9 protein-coding genes are annotated in these 15,352 nt (G+C 69.4%); 6 read left to right on the forward strand and 3 right to left on the reverse strand.

Annotated elements, in window-relative coordinates:
* Window positions 1–47: 47 nt before the first annotated feature.
* Entirely contained in the window at window positions 48–4,244 is a 4,197-nt protein-coding gene (locus D9V37_RS20920) for a PKD domain-containing protein (protein WP_158604491.1), read from the reverse strand.
* 380 nt (window positions 4,245–4,624) lie between these two features.
* On the opposite strand from D9V37_RS20920, the gene D9V37_RS15720 reads away from it, so the two are divergent.
* Window positions 4,625–5,404, forward strand: coding sequence for a sulfotransferase family protein (locus D9V37_RS15720; RefSeq protein WP_232524956.1), 780 nt, complete (start codon window positions 4,625–4,627; stop codon window positions 5,402–5,404).
* On the opposite strand, the gene D9V37_RS15725 is transcribed toward D9V37_RS15720, so the two are convergent.
* Entirely contained in the window at window positions 5,383–6,225 is an 843-nt protein-coding gene (locus tag D9V37_RS15725) for a phosphatase PAP2 family protein (protein ID WP_121807117.1), read from the reverse strand. The two genes, D9V37_RS15720 and D9V37_RS15725, sit on opposite strands and share 22 nt — an antisense overlap.
* Window positions 6,226–6,505: 280 nt before the next feature.
* Between D9V37_RS15725 and D9V37_RS15730 the strand changes: the two genes are divergently transcribed.
* The 4 genes from D9V37_RS15730 to D9V37_RS15745 all read left to right on the forward strand — a co-directional run bounded on the left by D9V37_RS15730 (window position 6,506) and on the right by D9V37_RS15745 (window position 13,476).
* Window positions 6,506–8,815, forward strand: a complete 2,310-nt coding sequence (locus D9V37_RS15730; protein ID WP_147455968.1) for a hypothetical protein — start codon at window positions 6,506–6,508, stop codon at window positions 8,813–8,815.
* Between the two features lie 74 nt (window positions 8,816–8,889).
* Window positions 8,890–10,656: a hypothetical protein gene (locus tag D9V37_RS15735; protein ID WP_147455969.1), complete on the forward strand. Its 1,767-nt coding sequence runs from the start codon at window positions 8,890–8,892 to the stop codon at window positions 10,654–10,656.
* A gap of 244 nt (window positions 10,657–10,900) precedes the next feature.
* Window positions 10,901–11,917, forward strand: coding sequence for a hypothetical protein (locus D9V37_RS15740; RefSeq protein ID WP_121807120.1), 1,017 nt, complete (start codon window positions 10,901–10,903; stop codon window positions 11,915–11,917).
* Entirely contained in the window at window positions 11,914–13,476 is a 1,563-nt protein-coding gene (locus tag D9V37_RS15745; RefSeq protein ID WP_121807121.1) for a lipopolysaccharide biosynthesis protein, read from the forward strand. Before D9V37_RS15740 ends, D9V37_RS15745 begins: the two co-directional genes overlap by 4 nt.
* On the opposite strand, the gene D9V37_RS15750 is transcribed toward D9V37_RS15745, so the two are convergent.
* Window positions 13,460–14,002: an acyltransferase gene (locus tag D9V37_RS15750; protein ID WP_198412599.1), complete on the reverse strand. Its 543-nt coding sequence runs from the start codon at window positions 14,000–14,002 to the stop codon at window positions 13,460–13,462. The genes D9V37_RS15745 and D9V37_RS15750 overlap by 17 nt on opposite strands.
* Window positions 14,003–14,619: 617 nt before the next feature.
* Here D9V37_RS15750 and D9V37_RS20295 point away from each other — a divergent pair.
* Window positions 14,620–15,309, forward strand: coding sequence for a glycosyltransferase (locus tag D9V37_RS20295; protein ID WP_158604492.1), 690 nt, complete (start codon window positions 14,620–14,622; stop codon window positions 15,307–15,309).
* Window positions 15,310–15,352 lie beyond the last annotated feature (43 nt).

Here is a 15,352-nt window from a genome sequence, read left to right on the forward strand (position 1 = left end):
TCGGCCGAGGTCCGACACGGCCACCGGCGCCGGCCGCTGCAGCGGGATCAGGCAGGTTTCAACGCCACCGTCCACATGATGGCCTTGTCGCTCGCGGAGTCCGTCGTGGCGGTGACGCCGCCAGCCGTACCGGCGCCAGCCGCCGCCGCGTCGGCGACCAGCATGCTGAAGCGTCCCGACGAGCCGGTGTCGTAGGCGCTGTCACGCGAGGTGACACCCGCGGGGGGCGTCCAGGCCGCGACGGCCGTGGACTTGTCGGTCCACCAGGACACGATGCGATCCCCCGCAGCCGCGGTGACCGTGGGCGTGGTGTGCGACGTCCCGCCCGCGTCGCCGATCACCGCGAAGGCGTCTACGGGGGCGCTCCCCGACGCATTGCGGTAGACCGCCAGGGACAGCACCGCCTTGCCGGCTGCCGACTTGGTCACCGAGACGGCGGAGCCTGCGTCCGAGCTACCGGCCGTCTTGCGCCACATCGTCGACGAGATGGTGCTGTTGGTCAGGGTGGAGACCTGGGTCCAGCCGCTGGGGGGTGACGTCCAACCCGCGCCTGCAGAGCTGGTGAGGACCAACAGCATGGTGTCGCCAGTCGTGACCGCCGCAGGGACCGTCACGGACTTGGACGTCGTACTACCCGCCGCGGAGTGGGCGCTGCCCACGTAGGTCACTGCCTGCGCCGACGGGCTGCTCACCGTGACCTGCTGGGTGGTCGTGCCCGTGGCTCCGCCATTGTCGGTGACCGTCAGCTTGACCGCGTAGGTCGCAGCCGAGGAGTAGGCGTGGGTCGGCTTGGCGCTCGTGCTGGTTCCCCCGTCGCCGAAGTCCCACGACCACCCGGTGATCGTCCCGTCGGAATCGCTGGACGCCGAGGAGTCGAAGGTACAGCTCAGTGCGGTGCAGCTGGTGGTGTACGACGCCGTTGGGGCGGCGTTCTGTGCTGCCGCCTCCGGCTTCAGCGCGATGGTCCACATGATCGCCTTGTCACTGGAGGCATCGGTCGTCGCCGTCAAGGTGCCGTAGGCGCCTTGGGAGACCGGTCCATTGCTGTCGGCCGCCAGCAGGCTGAACCGACCCGAGCTCCCGGAGTCGTAGGCCACGTCACGCTGGGTGACCCCTTGCGGTGCGCTCCACGACGACACTGCAGCGGACTTGTCGGCCCACAGGGATACCACCGTCGCCCCGGACGGTGCGGTAATCGAGGGGGTGACGTGGCTGAAGCCACCGGCATCGCCGCTGACCGCCGAGGTGGGGATCGGCGTCGACGCCGAGACCCCGCGGTAGTCCAGCAGACCCACGCTGGCCTTGGCTGCCGCCGACGAGGTGAAGCTCACGGTGCCACCGAGATCGCCCGCCGCCACCTGCTTGCGCCACAGCGTCGAGGTGATCGAGACGTTGGTGGTCGTGGCGACCTGGGTCCATCCCGACCCAGGCCCGCTCCAGGTGGTCGTCTTCGAGGTGTTCAGCGTCAGCAGTATGGTGTCGCCGACCTTGGCGCCGGCGGGGACCGCTGCGGTCTTGGTGGTCGACGATCCCGCCGCGGAGTGGGAGGCGCCCACGAAGGAGACCTGCTGCGCGGTCGAGGCCACCGTGACCTGACGCGTCGTGGACGCCGAGGCTCCCTTGTCGTCGGTCACGGTGAGCGTGATCGCGTAAGAGCCCGCTGCCGAGTATGCGTGCGACGGGTTGACGCCGCTCGCAGTACCGCCGTCGCCGAAGTCCCAGCTGTAAGAGGCGATCGAGCCGTCCGTGTCGCTGGAGGCAGCCGCGTCGACCGCGCACCCGCCGTTGCTGCACGAGGTCGTGAACGAGGCCGTCGGCGGCTTGTTGGCCGCGGGGGAGGCGATGAAGAACATGGACTTGTTGGTCCAGTCGACCCCTCCGGTGGTGGGCCCGTTCACCAAGACCGGCGTTCCGGAGACGGCGGTGCCGTCGAAGGAGACCTGGTACAGCCCGCCGTTGAGCTTGTTCACGTAGTAGAGGGTGTTGCCGGAGAGGAACATCCCGCCGGCGTTGGTGAAGTCGACGCTGCTGGAGACGACCTGCTCGGTGTTGTCGACGATGCCGCTGTCGGGTGAGAACCAGGCCGAGTACAACCGCGAGTCGCCGGTCATGGTGAAGTAGAGCCGCCCGCCGCTGTAGAACATCCCGGTCACCGAGGCGACCTGGCTGTAGAAGGTCGGGTTGTTGCCGTCGAAGGTCGTGCCGTCCTGAGAGTCGACCGTGGCCCACGCCGGGTCGTGGTACGGGTTCACCGCGGTGGGCGAGCCGATCGAGCTGCCGTTGAGCGGGGCGACGTAGAGAGTCCCGTCGGTCGAGCCGTAGAAGAGCTTGCTGCCGACCGTGAAGGCGCCGCGGGTGTTGCGCCAGGGGATGCTCGTGCCGCTCACCGGCTGCGGCGTACCGGCGCTTGTCCCGTCGAAGGAGACCGACGTCAGCGAGTCCGTGGGGTCCGTGGGTGCCGCGACGTCCTGGTTGATGATCTCGATCCCGTTGACCAGCGGGTTCTCGGTCTCGTGAGCGAAGGAGATGTCGACCACGCCGTCGGTCGCCGTGGCGTCGAAGGCCTTCATGGTGCCGGTCTGGTCGCCCACGTCAGCGGCGATGTCGTAGTGGTCGAGAACCCGGGCGCCGTTGATGTCGACGTCGAAGACGCGCTGGCCCGCGCTGCCGGTCCCGGTGTAACGGTTCGCGAAGTAAAGCCTGACCTTGACGTGGGTCCCTGTGGCCACGGGGAAGCGATAGTCCATCTTCGGGTTGTCGCTGCCGCTCCACCGCTCGTGATCGAAGATCGCCGACGGGGTGCCGGCGGGCACCGTGGAGCTGACGGACGTGACCGGGTTCCAGTCGGCGGTCGAGGTCTGGCCGCTCAGGTACGGGCTCGGGCTGGCCGAGGAGTCGGCGGCCCAATCGGGCCCACCGTCGGAGGAGGTGATGGCCGGGCCGCCGGCGTCCACGCGGTAGAGGACGTTGGTCGGCGAGTTCGAGGCGTACCTGCCCAGGTAGACAGTGCCGGGAAGCTTGCCCGTCGCCGTCGAGGCCAGCTGCGTGCCTCCGGAGTAGGGGAAGAAGGCGATCTTCTGACGCTGGTACTTGTAGTTGCCGATGTAGTTGTTGTCGTAGGCCATCCACAGGCCCTTGTCGGTGGCCAGGAGGGCGTAGACCGCCTTGCCGAGCGGCTTGTGTCCCGGGTTCCAGCTGTAGGGCCGGCCGCTCACCGGATCCAGTGCGGCCAGGCCCGGACGCGGCACGGCACCGGGCTGCGCCTGGTCCGACCCCAGCGGGTTGTTGTTCCAGCGGTTGTGGCCGCCGATGTAGACGGCGTTGTTGGTGACGGTGACTCCCCAGACGGTGTCACCACCGGTCTGGTCGACCCACGTCGGCTGGATGTCGACGCCGGTGGCCCGCGTCTCGAACCGTGAGGTCGCATCGCACAGGCTCCCGGTGACTCCACCGCCGGTCGCGTTGACGACGAAGTAGGAGCTGTCCGGGGAGAAGGTGATCCCCCGTGTGTAGCCGTCGAAGGCCCAGTTGAAGCAGTACGGCGAGTACCGCGTGGTGGCCCAGCTGGTGTCGACCGCGGTCGAGGTCGAGTTGAGGTCGATCATGACGAGCTGGTCGCGCAGCAACCCGTCGGCGTACTTGAAGTTTCCCGTGACCACGAGCCTGGTGCCGTCGGGCGAGACGTCGAGAGCCCACGGACCGACGTATCCCTGCGCACCGCTGCCCGTGTCGTTGTGGTGCCCGGTCAGCTGCTCGCTCACGTAGCCGTCCAGGGCACCGCTCGAGGCACTCATCGAGGCCAAGCCCTGACGGGTCGACCCGTTGGCGGTGGTGAAGAACCCGCCCACGACCAACCGGCTGCCCGCCTTCGCCATGTCGCGGATGCCGCCGTAGTTGAAGGTGGGCGCGGTGAACGAGGACACGATGGCACCGGTCGAGACGTTCAGCAGCGTCAGGTACTTGACCGCCTTGCCGTTCACGCTGGTGAAGTCGCCCGCGACGTAGACCGAACTGGTGTCGGGCCCGGGCAGCACCGAATAGACCTGCCCGCCGCTCAGCGCAGGTGCGAAGGTGCTCGAGATCGCCCCGGTCGTCGCGTTGAACGCCGCGATCCCCGAGCGGGCCGTGCCGCCGACGGAGGTGAAGCTGCCGCCGATCACCATGACGTCGCCGACCTGGGCCGCGCTCCACACGGCGCCGTCGTCGACCTGCGGCGTGACAGCGGACGGGACCGCGCTGACCATGCTCGATTCCGTGGGCGGAGCAGGGGTGGAAGCCTGGTGCGCCACGGCCGGCGGAGCCGGCAGCGCAATGATCGCCCCGAGGATTGCGATGGCCACCGCGACCAGCGCAGCTGTGACTCTGTTCAACATCGTGCGCACGTCCAGCCCCCCGGCCATCGACTAATCTTCAGCGCGAGAACTGTGACACCGCGAAGGGCCACGCGAGGGCGCCGGAGCGATACATCTGAAATGTCCAGCTAATGGGTCTAGACCAGGGTGCGCCGATGACTGATGATCCTCGCTGGAACCGTCAACGACTGCGCTCAGCCGTACCGCGTCCGTTGCGCCCGGCGGTCCGTACCGTCTTCAAGTCCACAGCCCGAGCGACCAGCAGCTGGCGGATGAGGCCGTCGTTCCTGGTCATCGGGGGGCAACGCTGCGGCACGACGACGATCTTCAAGGTGCTGTCGCAGCACCCGCAGCTGGCGCGGCCCCCCGTGGAGAAGGGCACCGACTACTTCACGCTGCACTACTCGCGCGGCATGTCGTGGTACCGATCGCAGTTCTCGTTGGCCGCAACCGCTCGAGCACGCGCGTACGGGCACGGCGACGCGGTGGCCTTCGAGGCCTGCACCTACTACCTCTTCCACCCGCTGGCGATCCCGCGGCTGGCCAACGACCTGCCCGACGTCAAGCTGGTGGCCATGCTCCGCGACCCGGTGGAGCGTGCCTACTCCGCCTACAAGCACGAGTTCGCTCGTGGCTTCGACGTGGCGGACACCTTCGACGAGGCGCTGGAGCTGGAGGACAGTCGGTTGGAGGGCGAGGTGGAACGCATCCTCGCCGACCCCGACTACGAGTCCATTCCCCATCGCCACCACGCCTACCGTCGTCGCGGCCAGTACGCGGAGCAGCTACGGCGGGTGCTGGACCACTTCCCGCGAGAACAACTGCACGTGATGGACAGCGAGCTGTTCTTCGCCGACCCGCAGCGCGAGCTGGCCGACCTGCTGGGTTTCCTGGGCCTCGAGGCATGGTCGCCGGGGTCCATCGAGCAGCACAACGCCCGTCCCGGCACCTCGATGTCGCCTCAGGCGAGAGCACGTCTCACCGAGCACTACGCCTCGCACGACGCAGAGTTGGCGCAGCTGCTGGGCCGTCAGCCGGGCTGGCGCTCCTGAACCACCGTCTCACGCGGCGACACCCTCGCCCCCGGTCCGAGCACACGGGCGACCGAGGTCATCAGCAGCAGACCGAGCACACCGAAGACGAGTCCCCCGACGACATCGGTCAGCCAGTGCTCGAGGTTGTAGGTACGCGCATAGGCCTGGACGGTGGCCAGCACGGCGAGAACCGACCAGGTGGCGAACCACGCCCGGCGCTCGCGCGTGCCGGTTGCGACGGTGAATAGGTAGAGCACCAGCCCGTAGACGATGAGGACCCGCGCGCAGCCACCGGAGGGGAAGGTTCCCAGCGTGGTGGGCGGGTGGCCACGATGCACGACGTCTTGCAGGACAATCTGCAGGTGCTTCTCCAAGACGTACCCGGAGAACAGCAGCGCCGGTGGCACCCACCAGGACCAACCCCGGCGCCACCACACGAGCGCAAAGCCGATGGCCGCGACCAGGTCGACCCCCTGGGCGATGCGGGGTTTGCCGATGTTGGTCAGGTGCTGCCACAAGGTGGACCACCAGCCGTCGACCTGGCGCGCCTGGAACCAGCCGAACGCGGGTCGGTCGACCAGCTGCTCCAGAGCGTGGGCAAGCTCCCCCAGCGGCCACAGCACGACGACGAGAGCGGCGGCCCCGGCCAGGTACACGATCAGCGCGGTGATCGCCGCTCCCCACTGACCCACCGCCGCACTCACGACGACCGCGGTGCGCTGACGCGCCCGAGTAGCCCGAGCGGGGGGATCGAGGACGGGGGCGCGAGCCGTCAGGGCGGCTCCCGCCCCCACGACCACGGCGAACCACGCCAGGCACACGACGACGGCACCGTTCATCCCGACCTCCGTTTCGACGGCCCCAATCGGCTCATTTCGGCTATGGGTCCTGCGCAGAACGCATAGCGTAAGGGCTGGTCTGGAGGTGGCGATGGGTCTACGGCAAGCGGCGGGCACGACGATGTCCCGCCACGAGCCGCGGCTGCTGCTCCCCCCGGGACCGACCGGCGTCTCCGCCGCGATCGACCGGGTCCGGCGCCGTGCGCGCGCCTCGCGGCACCGCCCCGAGTGGCCCCTCGCCGCCCTGTTCGTGGGATTCCCGCTGTGGTGGGCGCTGGGCGTGGTCCAGGTCGCCTACCTGATCTTCAGCGCAATGATGGCCTGGCGGATGCTTCAGCGCAGGACGCTCGCGAGACCTCGCGGCCTCGGCGTCTGGCTGCTCTTCGTCGTGTGGTCCCTGGCGGGGATCGCCGTCCTGCAGGTGCTCGTGCCGAACTCGGTACCGGGCGACAACAACAACCGCTACCTGCTGTGGGGGTTGCGCTGCCTCGGCTACGCCGAGGTCAGTGTTGTTCTGCTCTACGTCAGCGATCTCTCGCGCCGCATCGACCGCGTCCGCGTGTCGCGGGCACTCGCGCCCATGTTCGTGACGATCGTCCTCGGCGGTCTCGCCGGCAGCGCCGCCGGGGCCCTGCCCCTGCGCTCGCTCACCGAGGTGCTGCTCGGACCGGTCCTGCCCGCCAACGCGTTCCTCACCTCGCTGATCCACCCGGTGCTGGCAGATCGGCACGTCTACCTGGGCGCGGTCACCTATCGGCCCAGCGCGCCCTTCCCTTACGCGAACGAGTGGGGCCTGAACTTCGCTGCCTTCCTCCCCTTCTTCGTCCACGCCTGGCTACGGCGAGACGCCGGGTGGCGGCGGGTGGCGGGCCCGGTCCTGCTCCTCGTGAGCCTGGTCCCAGTCGTCTACTCCTCGAACCGAGCGCTGTGGGTCGTGCTGATGGCGATGGCCGCACTCGCGGTGGGCACGTTCTGGCGATCCTTCAACATCCGTGTCGTGCTCGCAGCGGGGACGCTCGTCGCCGTCGCACTGGTAGCGGTCGTCGTCTCGCCCTTGGGGACAGCCGTCGCCGACCGCCTGGACGGGCACAACAGCAACGCCGGACGGGCGCGACTCACTGCCACCTCGATCGAGGGCCTGGTTCACAGCTCGCCCGTGGTGGGAGCCGGAGCGACCCGGCGACCCGCCGGCGGCTCGTACTCGATCGCCGCCGGGAACTCGACGACCTGTCCGACCTGCCTGCCGCCCTCGTTCGGCACCCAGGGCGTCTTGTGGTCGGTGCTGTTCACCACCGGTTTCGTGGGTGCACTGCTCTTCGTGGGCTTCTTCGTCTCGGTGCTGTGGCGCCACCGGCGACAGCGAGCCGCAGCCGACCGCGCGGCCCAGCTGAGTCTGGTGGCGTTCTTGGCTACCTGTCCGGTCTACGACTGGAGCATCCCGACCGTGGTAGCGGTCATGGCCGCGGTGGGCTTGCTGGCCGGAGGGGATGTGGTCTCCTCCCGACCGGTCGTACGGCCTGCTGCCAGGTTGGTCTTACCGGTGATGGTGACCGGCGCGCTCGGCGGTCTGGTCGCTTTCGGCCTCGCGGGAGGCACCACCTACACCGCCACCGCCTCGGTCTATCTGCCGGACACCACGGCGGCGGGCGGTGCGACCATCGACCAGACGCTGGACAACGAGGCCCAGTACGTCCACAGCCAGACCGTGAGCCGAGCCGTCGCCGCCGCCACCGGCCATCGCCCGGTCACAGGGCCGGTGGTCACAGCGCAGCCGAACAGTCGGATCCTGCTCGTCCGGTACGCCGCTCCCGACGCCGCGCGGGCAGAGGCCGCGAGTAGACGCGCGGCAGCCGTGCTGCTCGCCGATCTCACCGGCAGGCTGGAGCGGGACCGCCGGATTACCGAGGCGCTCCTCCGTCAGCAGGCCCGGACCGCCGCCGGTCAGATCACCACCCTCAACGATATCGGCGGACTGGGGGTGCCCGGCTCCAGCTACTCGCTGGTCCAGCGCTCCGCGGTCATCTCGCAGCTGTACCAACTCGAGCAGAGCAGGAGCGCCGAGCTCACCACCGGAGTGTCGGGCCGGGTGACGGGTGTCGCGACCGGGGTACTTCCCCAGCGTCGGCAGACTTTCGTCGTGTCCGGCGCGATGCTGGGCCTGCTTCTCACCTGTTGCCTGGCCGTTCTCGCGGATGTCCTCCCCGTACGCACCAGAACGCGTCGGCTCGCTTGCGGTGGGTCGCTACTGGGCCTCCCGCAGGTACAGGTGGTCGCCGGCCGCGCGGACCCGTGGTCGGCGCGCGAGCAGCTCCGACCGGGGCCGGCCGAGTTCGTCGGGGCCGACCACAATGACGTGGAGGGTCGCGCGGTTGCTGCGGCACTCCGCGCCGACGTCAGGCGGACGGAGGGGCCGTTTCCGGCAGCAACCAGAGACCTGGTCCTCGTATCATCTGAGGAGACCTCCTGGCGCGTTCTTCGCCAGGCGCACCATCGGTGGCGGAGCAGCGGGTGGAGCGTCGTCGGCCTGGTGCTGGTCCTCCATCCTCACCGGCGTCACGTCCGGACCAACCCGTACAGGGAGCTGCGTTGACCATCTCACCACCTCGTGACGCCTTCGCCAGCGCCGAGCTGCTCCGCATCGCGCTGCGTCGCCACCGTCTCTTCGTGGTCTCACTCGCCCTTGCGGTCGCCGTCTTGGGAGCCGGCCTCGCGGCCCTTCGGCCCACCCCCTTCCGCTCGACCGTCGACGTCCTGATCAAGCCCGTGGTCGGCGCCGCCTTCTCCCCGGACACCACCGGCAACGCTCAGCAGGTCACGGTGGGCCTCGAGACGGAGTCGCACCTCGTCGGAGATCCGCAGGTCGTCGCTTTGCTCGGGCGCTCCTTGCGATCCGCCGTGGACGATGGTCGAGTCGACATTTCCACCACGCTGCTGACCAACAGCCAGATCCTCGCCATCACCGTCAACGGATCGACGCCGGCTCGCGCGAGAGCCAACGCCACGGCGGTGGCCCGGGCTTACCTACTGTCCCGGGGTCGCCAGGCCACCCAGGTACGCGACCAGCAGGTGTCGGGCCTCGACAAGCAGATCATCGCTACCCAAGCGCGCTTGGCGGCCGCCTCCAGCGCCAGCTCCGACGACAAAGCGGACGCCACTGTCCAGCTCCTCGCGACCCGTCTGACCAGCCTCCAAAGCGCCCTGGGCAGTGCGCAGGCCGTCGCTACGGCACCGGGCAAGGTCGTCAGTCCCGCCAGTGTGCCGTCTCGCTTCAGTCCCTTGAGCTACCTCGTGGGTGCGATCGTGGGCGCCATCATCGGCGTCTTGCTGGGTCTCGCCCTCGCGCTGCGACGCGCCCGGCGCTTCGACGAGTTCGACATCGACGCCACCTCTACCCTGGGTGTTCCCCGCTGGGGGTTCCTCGGCGACCGCAGTGCCAAGCGGAGCGCACTCCTGGTCAACCAGGACGCCGACTCCTCATCGCGTGAGGCCATGCGCCATCTGCGGATGCTCCTCGCAGCGGGCCGTGAGCTACCCGGCGTCGTGGCGGTGAGCAGCCGCGAGCCCTTCGCACCGCTTTCGGCGATCGCGGTCGACCTGGCCACCTCCCTGGCCGATGCCGGGTACGACGTCACGCTGGTCGACGCCGCCATCGACGACCCGCGGGTGGCAGGGCTCGTGCAGCATCCCGAGGTTCCGGGCGTGGCCGACCTGCTGCGCCACCAGCGCCAGCGCGTGCTGCCGTCCAGCGCCTTCGCCAACATCCAGGTCGTGACGGCCGGCACGTCTCCTGGAGAGGTCCGCGACCTGTACTCGGGCTACCAGCTGCGAGCGGCGTTGGACAGAGAGCGCAAGAAGCGCGACCTCGTCCTGCTGGTCACCCCGCCGCTGTCCTCGGCGACCGGGATCAGCGTGGCGAGCGCGGCGGACACCGTGCTCCTCATCGTCGACCGCGACCGCGACCGCTATCGCTCGATCGTGGCCACTATCGAGCAGATCAAGCGTTCGGGGGTTGCCGTGGGGGGGTTGGCCTCGGCACGCCACCTGGAGTCCCGCGCGGCTCACGCTGCGCAGGAGATCGCGACCACCCCCCAGTCATCTGCTCCGCCGATCGCCGAGCCGGGTTCGGCGGGAGACCAGACCGGGATCGCCGGCGAGCCCTCACCCGACGCCGCTACCACCGATGCGGAGCCCAGCGAGGCTACGCAGCAGACTCCGGTGGATGCGGCCGGAGCCGATGCCGAGCCGGTTCCCGAACCGGCGGGTGTCGACGGCGAGGAGGTCCGCGCCGGCACCACCGAGCAAGCCGCGGGCCCGTCGGCGCCATCGAACTCCTCACCGCAGCGCGCGACCGGTCGCCGCTCGCGTCGCACCGACCCGAAGCCCACCGACGCCGAGACGAGCAGCTCCAGTTCGGTGCGCTCGTGGCTCTGACTCGGACCGACCGCGGGCACGCGAGGCGCTCATCCGGGTCCGGGTCCGGCCGATGACCTCAGCCGACGGCGTCGACGGCTACCTGGAGCTGGTGCTAGGGGCACTGTGGCCCGGCCGCAGCGTCCTGCGGGTGCCTCCTGCGCGACGCAGGGCCCCCGGCGAGACGGCCCTGATCCCTCTGCCCCACCACCGAAACCCGCGACTGCTCGTCCCCGAGGGGCCCCCCGCCGCCAGTGCCGCAGCAGTGCGGAACTTCAACACCTTCACCACGGGTCTGACCCGCGCGAAGTCGCAGCTCGCGGCCGCCGGCGTGCGCGCCGGTGCGCTGCGGTGGGCGCCATCGCGCTTGCTCCTGCGGGGTGAGGAGCCGGGTATCGACGCCTACCTCTCGCAGGTTCTCGGTTTGCCCGTCCAGGTGGCGCTCTACATCGGACCACGGCGTGCGGTGCAGAAGCCGGTGTTGCAGGTCATCGACCCCTCGGGGCACACGATCGGGTTCGCCAAGGTGGGCATCAACGAGCTCACCCGACGCCTAGTGAGGCGGGAAGCGGACGCGCTGCGCGCAGTCGCCACCCACGACACGCGGGTCCTACGGGTGCCGGACATCGTGCACGCGGGGGTCTGGGAGGGTCACGAGCTGCTAGTGCAGGAGGCGGTACCGCCCGGTCGCTCCCGCGCCGCAGTGCGGCGATGGCTCCCCGAGGCGACCGCCGAGGTCGGACGTATCGAGGGAACCACCTGGTCTGCGTGGCCCGCGAGTACCTACCGCCGAAGGCTGGGCCAGCGACAGCGGGCTCTTGTCTCCCATCCGTGCGCTCCGCTGCTCACCGCGGCGCTCGATCTCGCCGATCGGGTGGTGGGCACCGACGCGGTCGAGTTCGGGTGCAGCCATGGCGACTGGGCGTCTTGGAACTTCACCGCGAACGACGATTACCTGGTGGCCTGGGACTGGGAGCACTTCGCGCGTGACGTGCCACTGGGGTTGGACGCGGTGCACCACGACATCGCCGAACGGACCGCGCTGCGCGGACTCAGACCGGCCGCAGCCTTCGCAGACCTCGTCGGCGACCTGCCCACCGCTCTGACCGGAACGATGGTGGGCGCGTCCGCAGCCCCGCGCGCCGTGGCCCTCTATGTCGTGGAGATCCTGACCCGGTACCTGGAGGACGACGAGGCCCGCAACGGGACCACGGCGATGAGCAGGGTCTCCGACTGGGTACCACCGACCCTGGGCCTCTTGGCCGGCAGCGCGACGCGATGACCTCCAGCCCGCCCACGACCTCGACGTCGCACGACGGCGTCAACCTGACGCGAGTTGCGCGGTCCTCGGCCGTCACGCTGCTCGGCGCCGCCGTGTCTGCCATCGCGACCTTCGCCCTCACCTTGGTCGTGGCCAGGGGCACCGACCAGGTCACCGCGGGCGTCTTCTTCAGCAGCACGGGGGTCTTCGTCATCGCCGCCGCGGTGTGCGGCCTGGGCACGGACGCCGGTCTGGTGTACTTCCTCTCCCGGGCCCGCCTGCGGGGCCGTGCCGATGAGATCCCCCAGCTGATGCGAGCCGCGCTCGAACCCATCGTCGGGTGCGCCCTGGTCGCCGGTGTGATCATGTTCGCCTGCGCCGGTCCCCTCGCCAAGATCATCAGCCGCGACGCCGCCGCGCAGACCGCCGAGGCGCTGCGGGTGCTGGCGCCCTTCTTGGTGTTCTCGGTAGCGCTCAGCGCCTTGCTCGCCGCGGCTCGGGGCTTGCGCACCATGCGTCCCTACGTGGCCCTCGAGCAGATCGGACGCCCCACCCTGCAGCTCCTGACCGCTGCGCTGCTGCTGCTGCTGCCGGTGAGTCTGTCGCTGCCGTGGGCGTGGTCGCTGCCCTACGTCGTGGTCTGCGGCGCCGCGGTGGCGTGGTGGCGACGGGCGCTGCCGGGCCTCCACGCGCACGACAACAGGCCGGACAATCGGCCGGACAACAGGCCGGATAGTGTCCGTGGCCCGCTGTGGCGCTTCACAGCACCTCGAGCGGTGTCGAGCATCGCACAGATTCTGATGCAGCGTCTTGACGTCGTCCTCGTCGCTGCGCTGGCCGGCGCCGCTCCGGCTGCGGTCTACGCCGCCGCGACCCGGTTCGTTGTGCTGGGTCAGCTGGCCCGCAACAGCGTCTCGCTGGCGGTGCAGCCCCACCTCGCCGACACCTTGATCAGCCGCGATATCCATGGCGCTCGATCGCTCTACCGCACCTCGACCGCCTGGCTGATGTGCACCACCTGGCCGCTGTTCTGCACGCTCGCTGTGGCCGGGCATCAGCTCCTGCAGATCTTCGGTCGTGGATACGGGGTGGCCGGACCCGTGCTGGTGATGCTGGCGCTCGCGATGATGGTGGCCACGCTCTGCGGGGACGTCGACGTGCTGCTCATCATGAGCAGGCGAACCTCGTGGAGCATGTGGAACATGCTCGTTGCCGTCGTCTTGAATGTCGGGCTCGACGTGTGGCTCATTCCCGCGCTCGGGGTCAACGGGGCAGCGTTGGGCTGGTCGGTGGCGATCGTCGTGCGCAACCTGCTGGCGCTGGCCCAGGTGCGGATCGCGCTCGGGATCCAGCCGCTGGGCCGTGAGACCGGCTACGTCGCCGCACTGAGCGTCAGCTGTTTCGGGCTCATCTCCTGGGCGGCGATGCGGCTGGCGGGCTCGGGCTGGGGTGCGCTGGCTGTTGGTCTCGTGCTCGGCGCTGCCCTCTACGCTGCCGGCCTGTATGCGGCTCGCACCCAGCTACACCTCGACGAGTTGGTGCCCTCGCGCCAACGCGGGAGGGTCAGCCGAACCGCTTGACGATATCGGCCGGGTTGCCCGAGACGACGACCCTCGGGGGCACCGAACCCCGCACGACGGCGCCGGCGGCCACGACGCTGTCGGAGCCGACCGTCGACCCCTTCAGGAGTAGGGCGCGAAGGCCCACCCAGACGTTGTCGCCGATCTCCACCGGCGCTCGAGTCGCGGACAGGGGGGGACGGTGGCGGTCCTCAGGACGCAGGTTGTGGTAATCGGTGTCGGTGATGCCGCAATCGGAGATCAAGCACTCCCGGCCGATCGTCACCTGCTCCTGGGCGATCAACCAGCACCCGTTGAGCAGCGTGTCGGAGCCCACGGTCACGGTGCCGCCACCCTTGACCGACAGACCCCGCACTCTCACCCGTGCACCCAGCTCGACCCGCGTGCCGTGCTTGATCCGAAGCGGGCCCAAGATCATGACACCCTCACCGAGGGTGAGCGAGCGATAGCGAGCGGTGTACCAGCGGCGTCGCAGGGCGAACACCACGCCGACCGCCACCCGCGTCGGCCCGTTCAGCTCCCGCACGTCGATGACCCTAGCCGACCCGGCGCTCGCGTCACGGTCCGCCGCGAAGCACATCATGGGAAACGTGCTAATTGGACATTCAGTCGATAAAGGAAAGATGTCGGACGGTCTAGGTGAAAAGTCCGATTAACCCGTTAAGTCCGCCCATCCGGCGGATATTCAACCGCAACAACTCCTGATTTACTGAGGGTGAACATGGGGTTGTCACAAGTGATTCAACGGGGGGTTTAGCAGCCATGACCACGACACGCACGTCCGACCTTCGCATTCCTCGGCAGCGGGCCGGCAGCAGTCGAGTCGACCAGGTCTCGGTTCCGCGGCCGAAGCCTACGGGCCCGGCCATCACGACGGGTCCGCGCACGTTGATGGTCGCTGCGACCGGCGGTCACCTGGAGCAGCTCTTCCGGTTCACCAGCCGCTTCGCGCCTGCCAGCGGCCAGGTGGAGTGGGTGACCCACGACGACCCGCAGTCGCAGTCCCTCCTCGCTCACCAGAAAGTGCATTTCATTCCATATGTCCCACCTCGAGGGTGGCGTGAGATTTTGCGGACGGAGCCGCAGGCCCTTTCCATCCTGCGTCAGGGCCGTTTCGACCGGGTCGTCTCCACTGGCGCCGGCGTGGCTATCCCCTTCGTCACCACCGCCCGCATGCTGGGCATCCCGTGTCACTACATCGAGAGCGCGGCGCGTGCCGATGGTCCCAGCCTCACCGGCCGCGTGATGCAGCGGACCCCCGGGGTCAACCTGTACTCCCAGTACTCGCGCTGGTCCGATGACCGGTGGTCCTACCGGGGCTCGCTGTTCGACAGCTTCCGGGCGCGACCCGTGGCGGCCAGAGCGCCGCGCCGCGTCGTGGTCACGCTCGGCACGATGCGCGCCTACTCTTTTCGTCGCGCGGTCGACCGGCTCATCGACATCCTTCCCGCGGTCCTGGCCCCGGACGCCGAGGTGGTGTGGCAGGTCGGCGCGACGGACCCCGGAGGTCTGGCAGGTGACGTCCGGGTCAGCCTCGCCAACGCCGAGCTGCGTGCTCTCATCAGCTCGGCGGACCTGGTGATCGCCCACGCCGGCATCGGCTCGGCCCTGACGGCCCTCGAGCTGGGGTGCCGCCCCGTGCTGCTCCCTCGGCGGGCCGCCCACCAGGAGCACGTGGACGACCACCAAACCCTCATCGCCCGTGAGCTGGACAGTCGCGGGCTGGCCATCTCACGTGAGGCCGACCTGGTCACCGCTGACGACCTGCTGGCCGCCACGGCCGCACGCGTGGACCTGAACCAGGCACCCGCTCCGTTCTCGCTGAGGTCCTGAGGGGAGATGGTCGTGTCACAGCCGACTCACCACGGTCCACAGC

Source organism: Nocardioides mangrovicus (assembly GCF_003674065.1).
Classification (GTDB): Bacteria; Actinomycetota; Actinomycetes; order Propionibacteriales; family Nocardioidaceae; genus Marmoricola; species Marmoricola mangrovicus.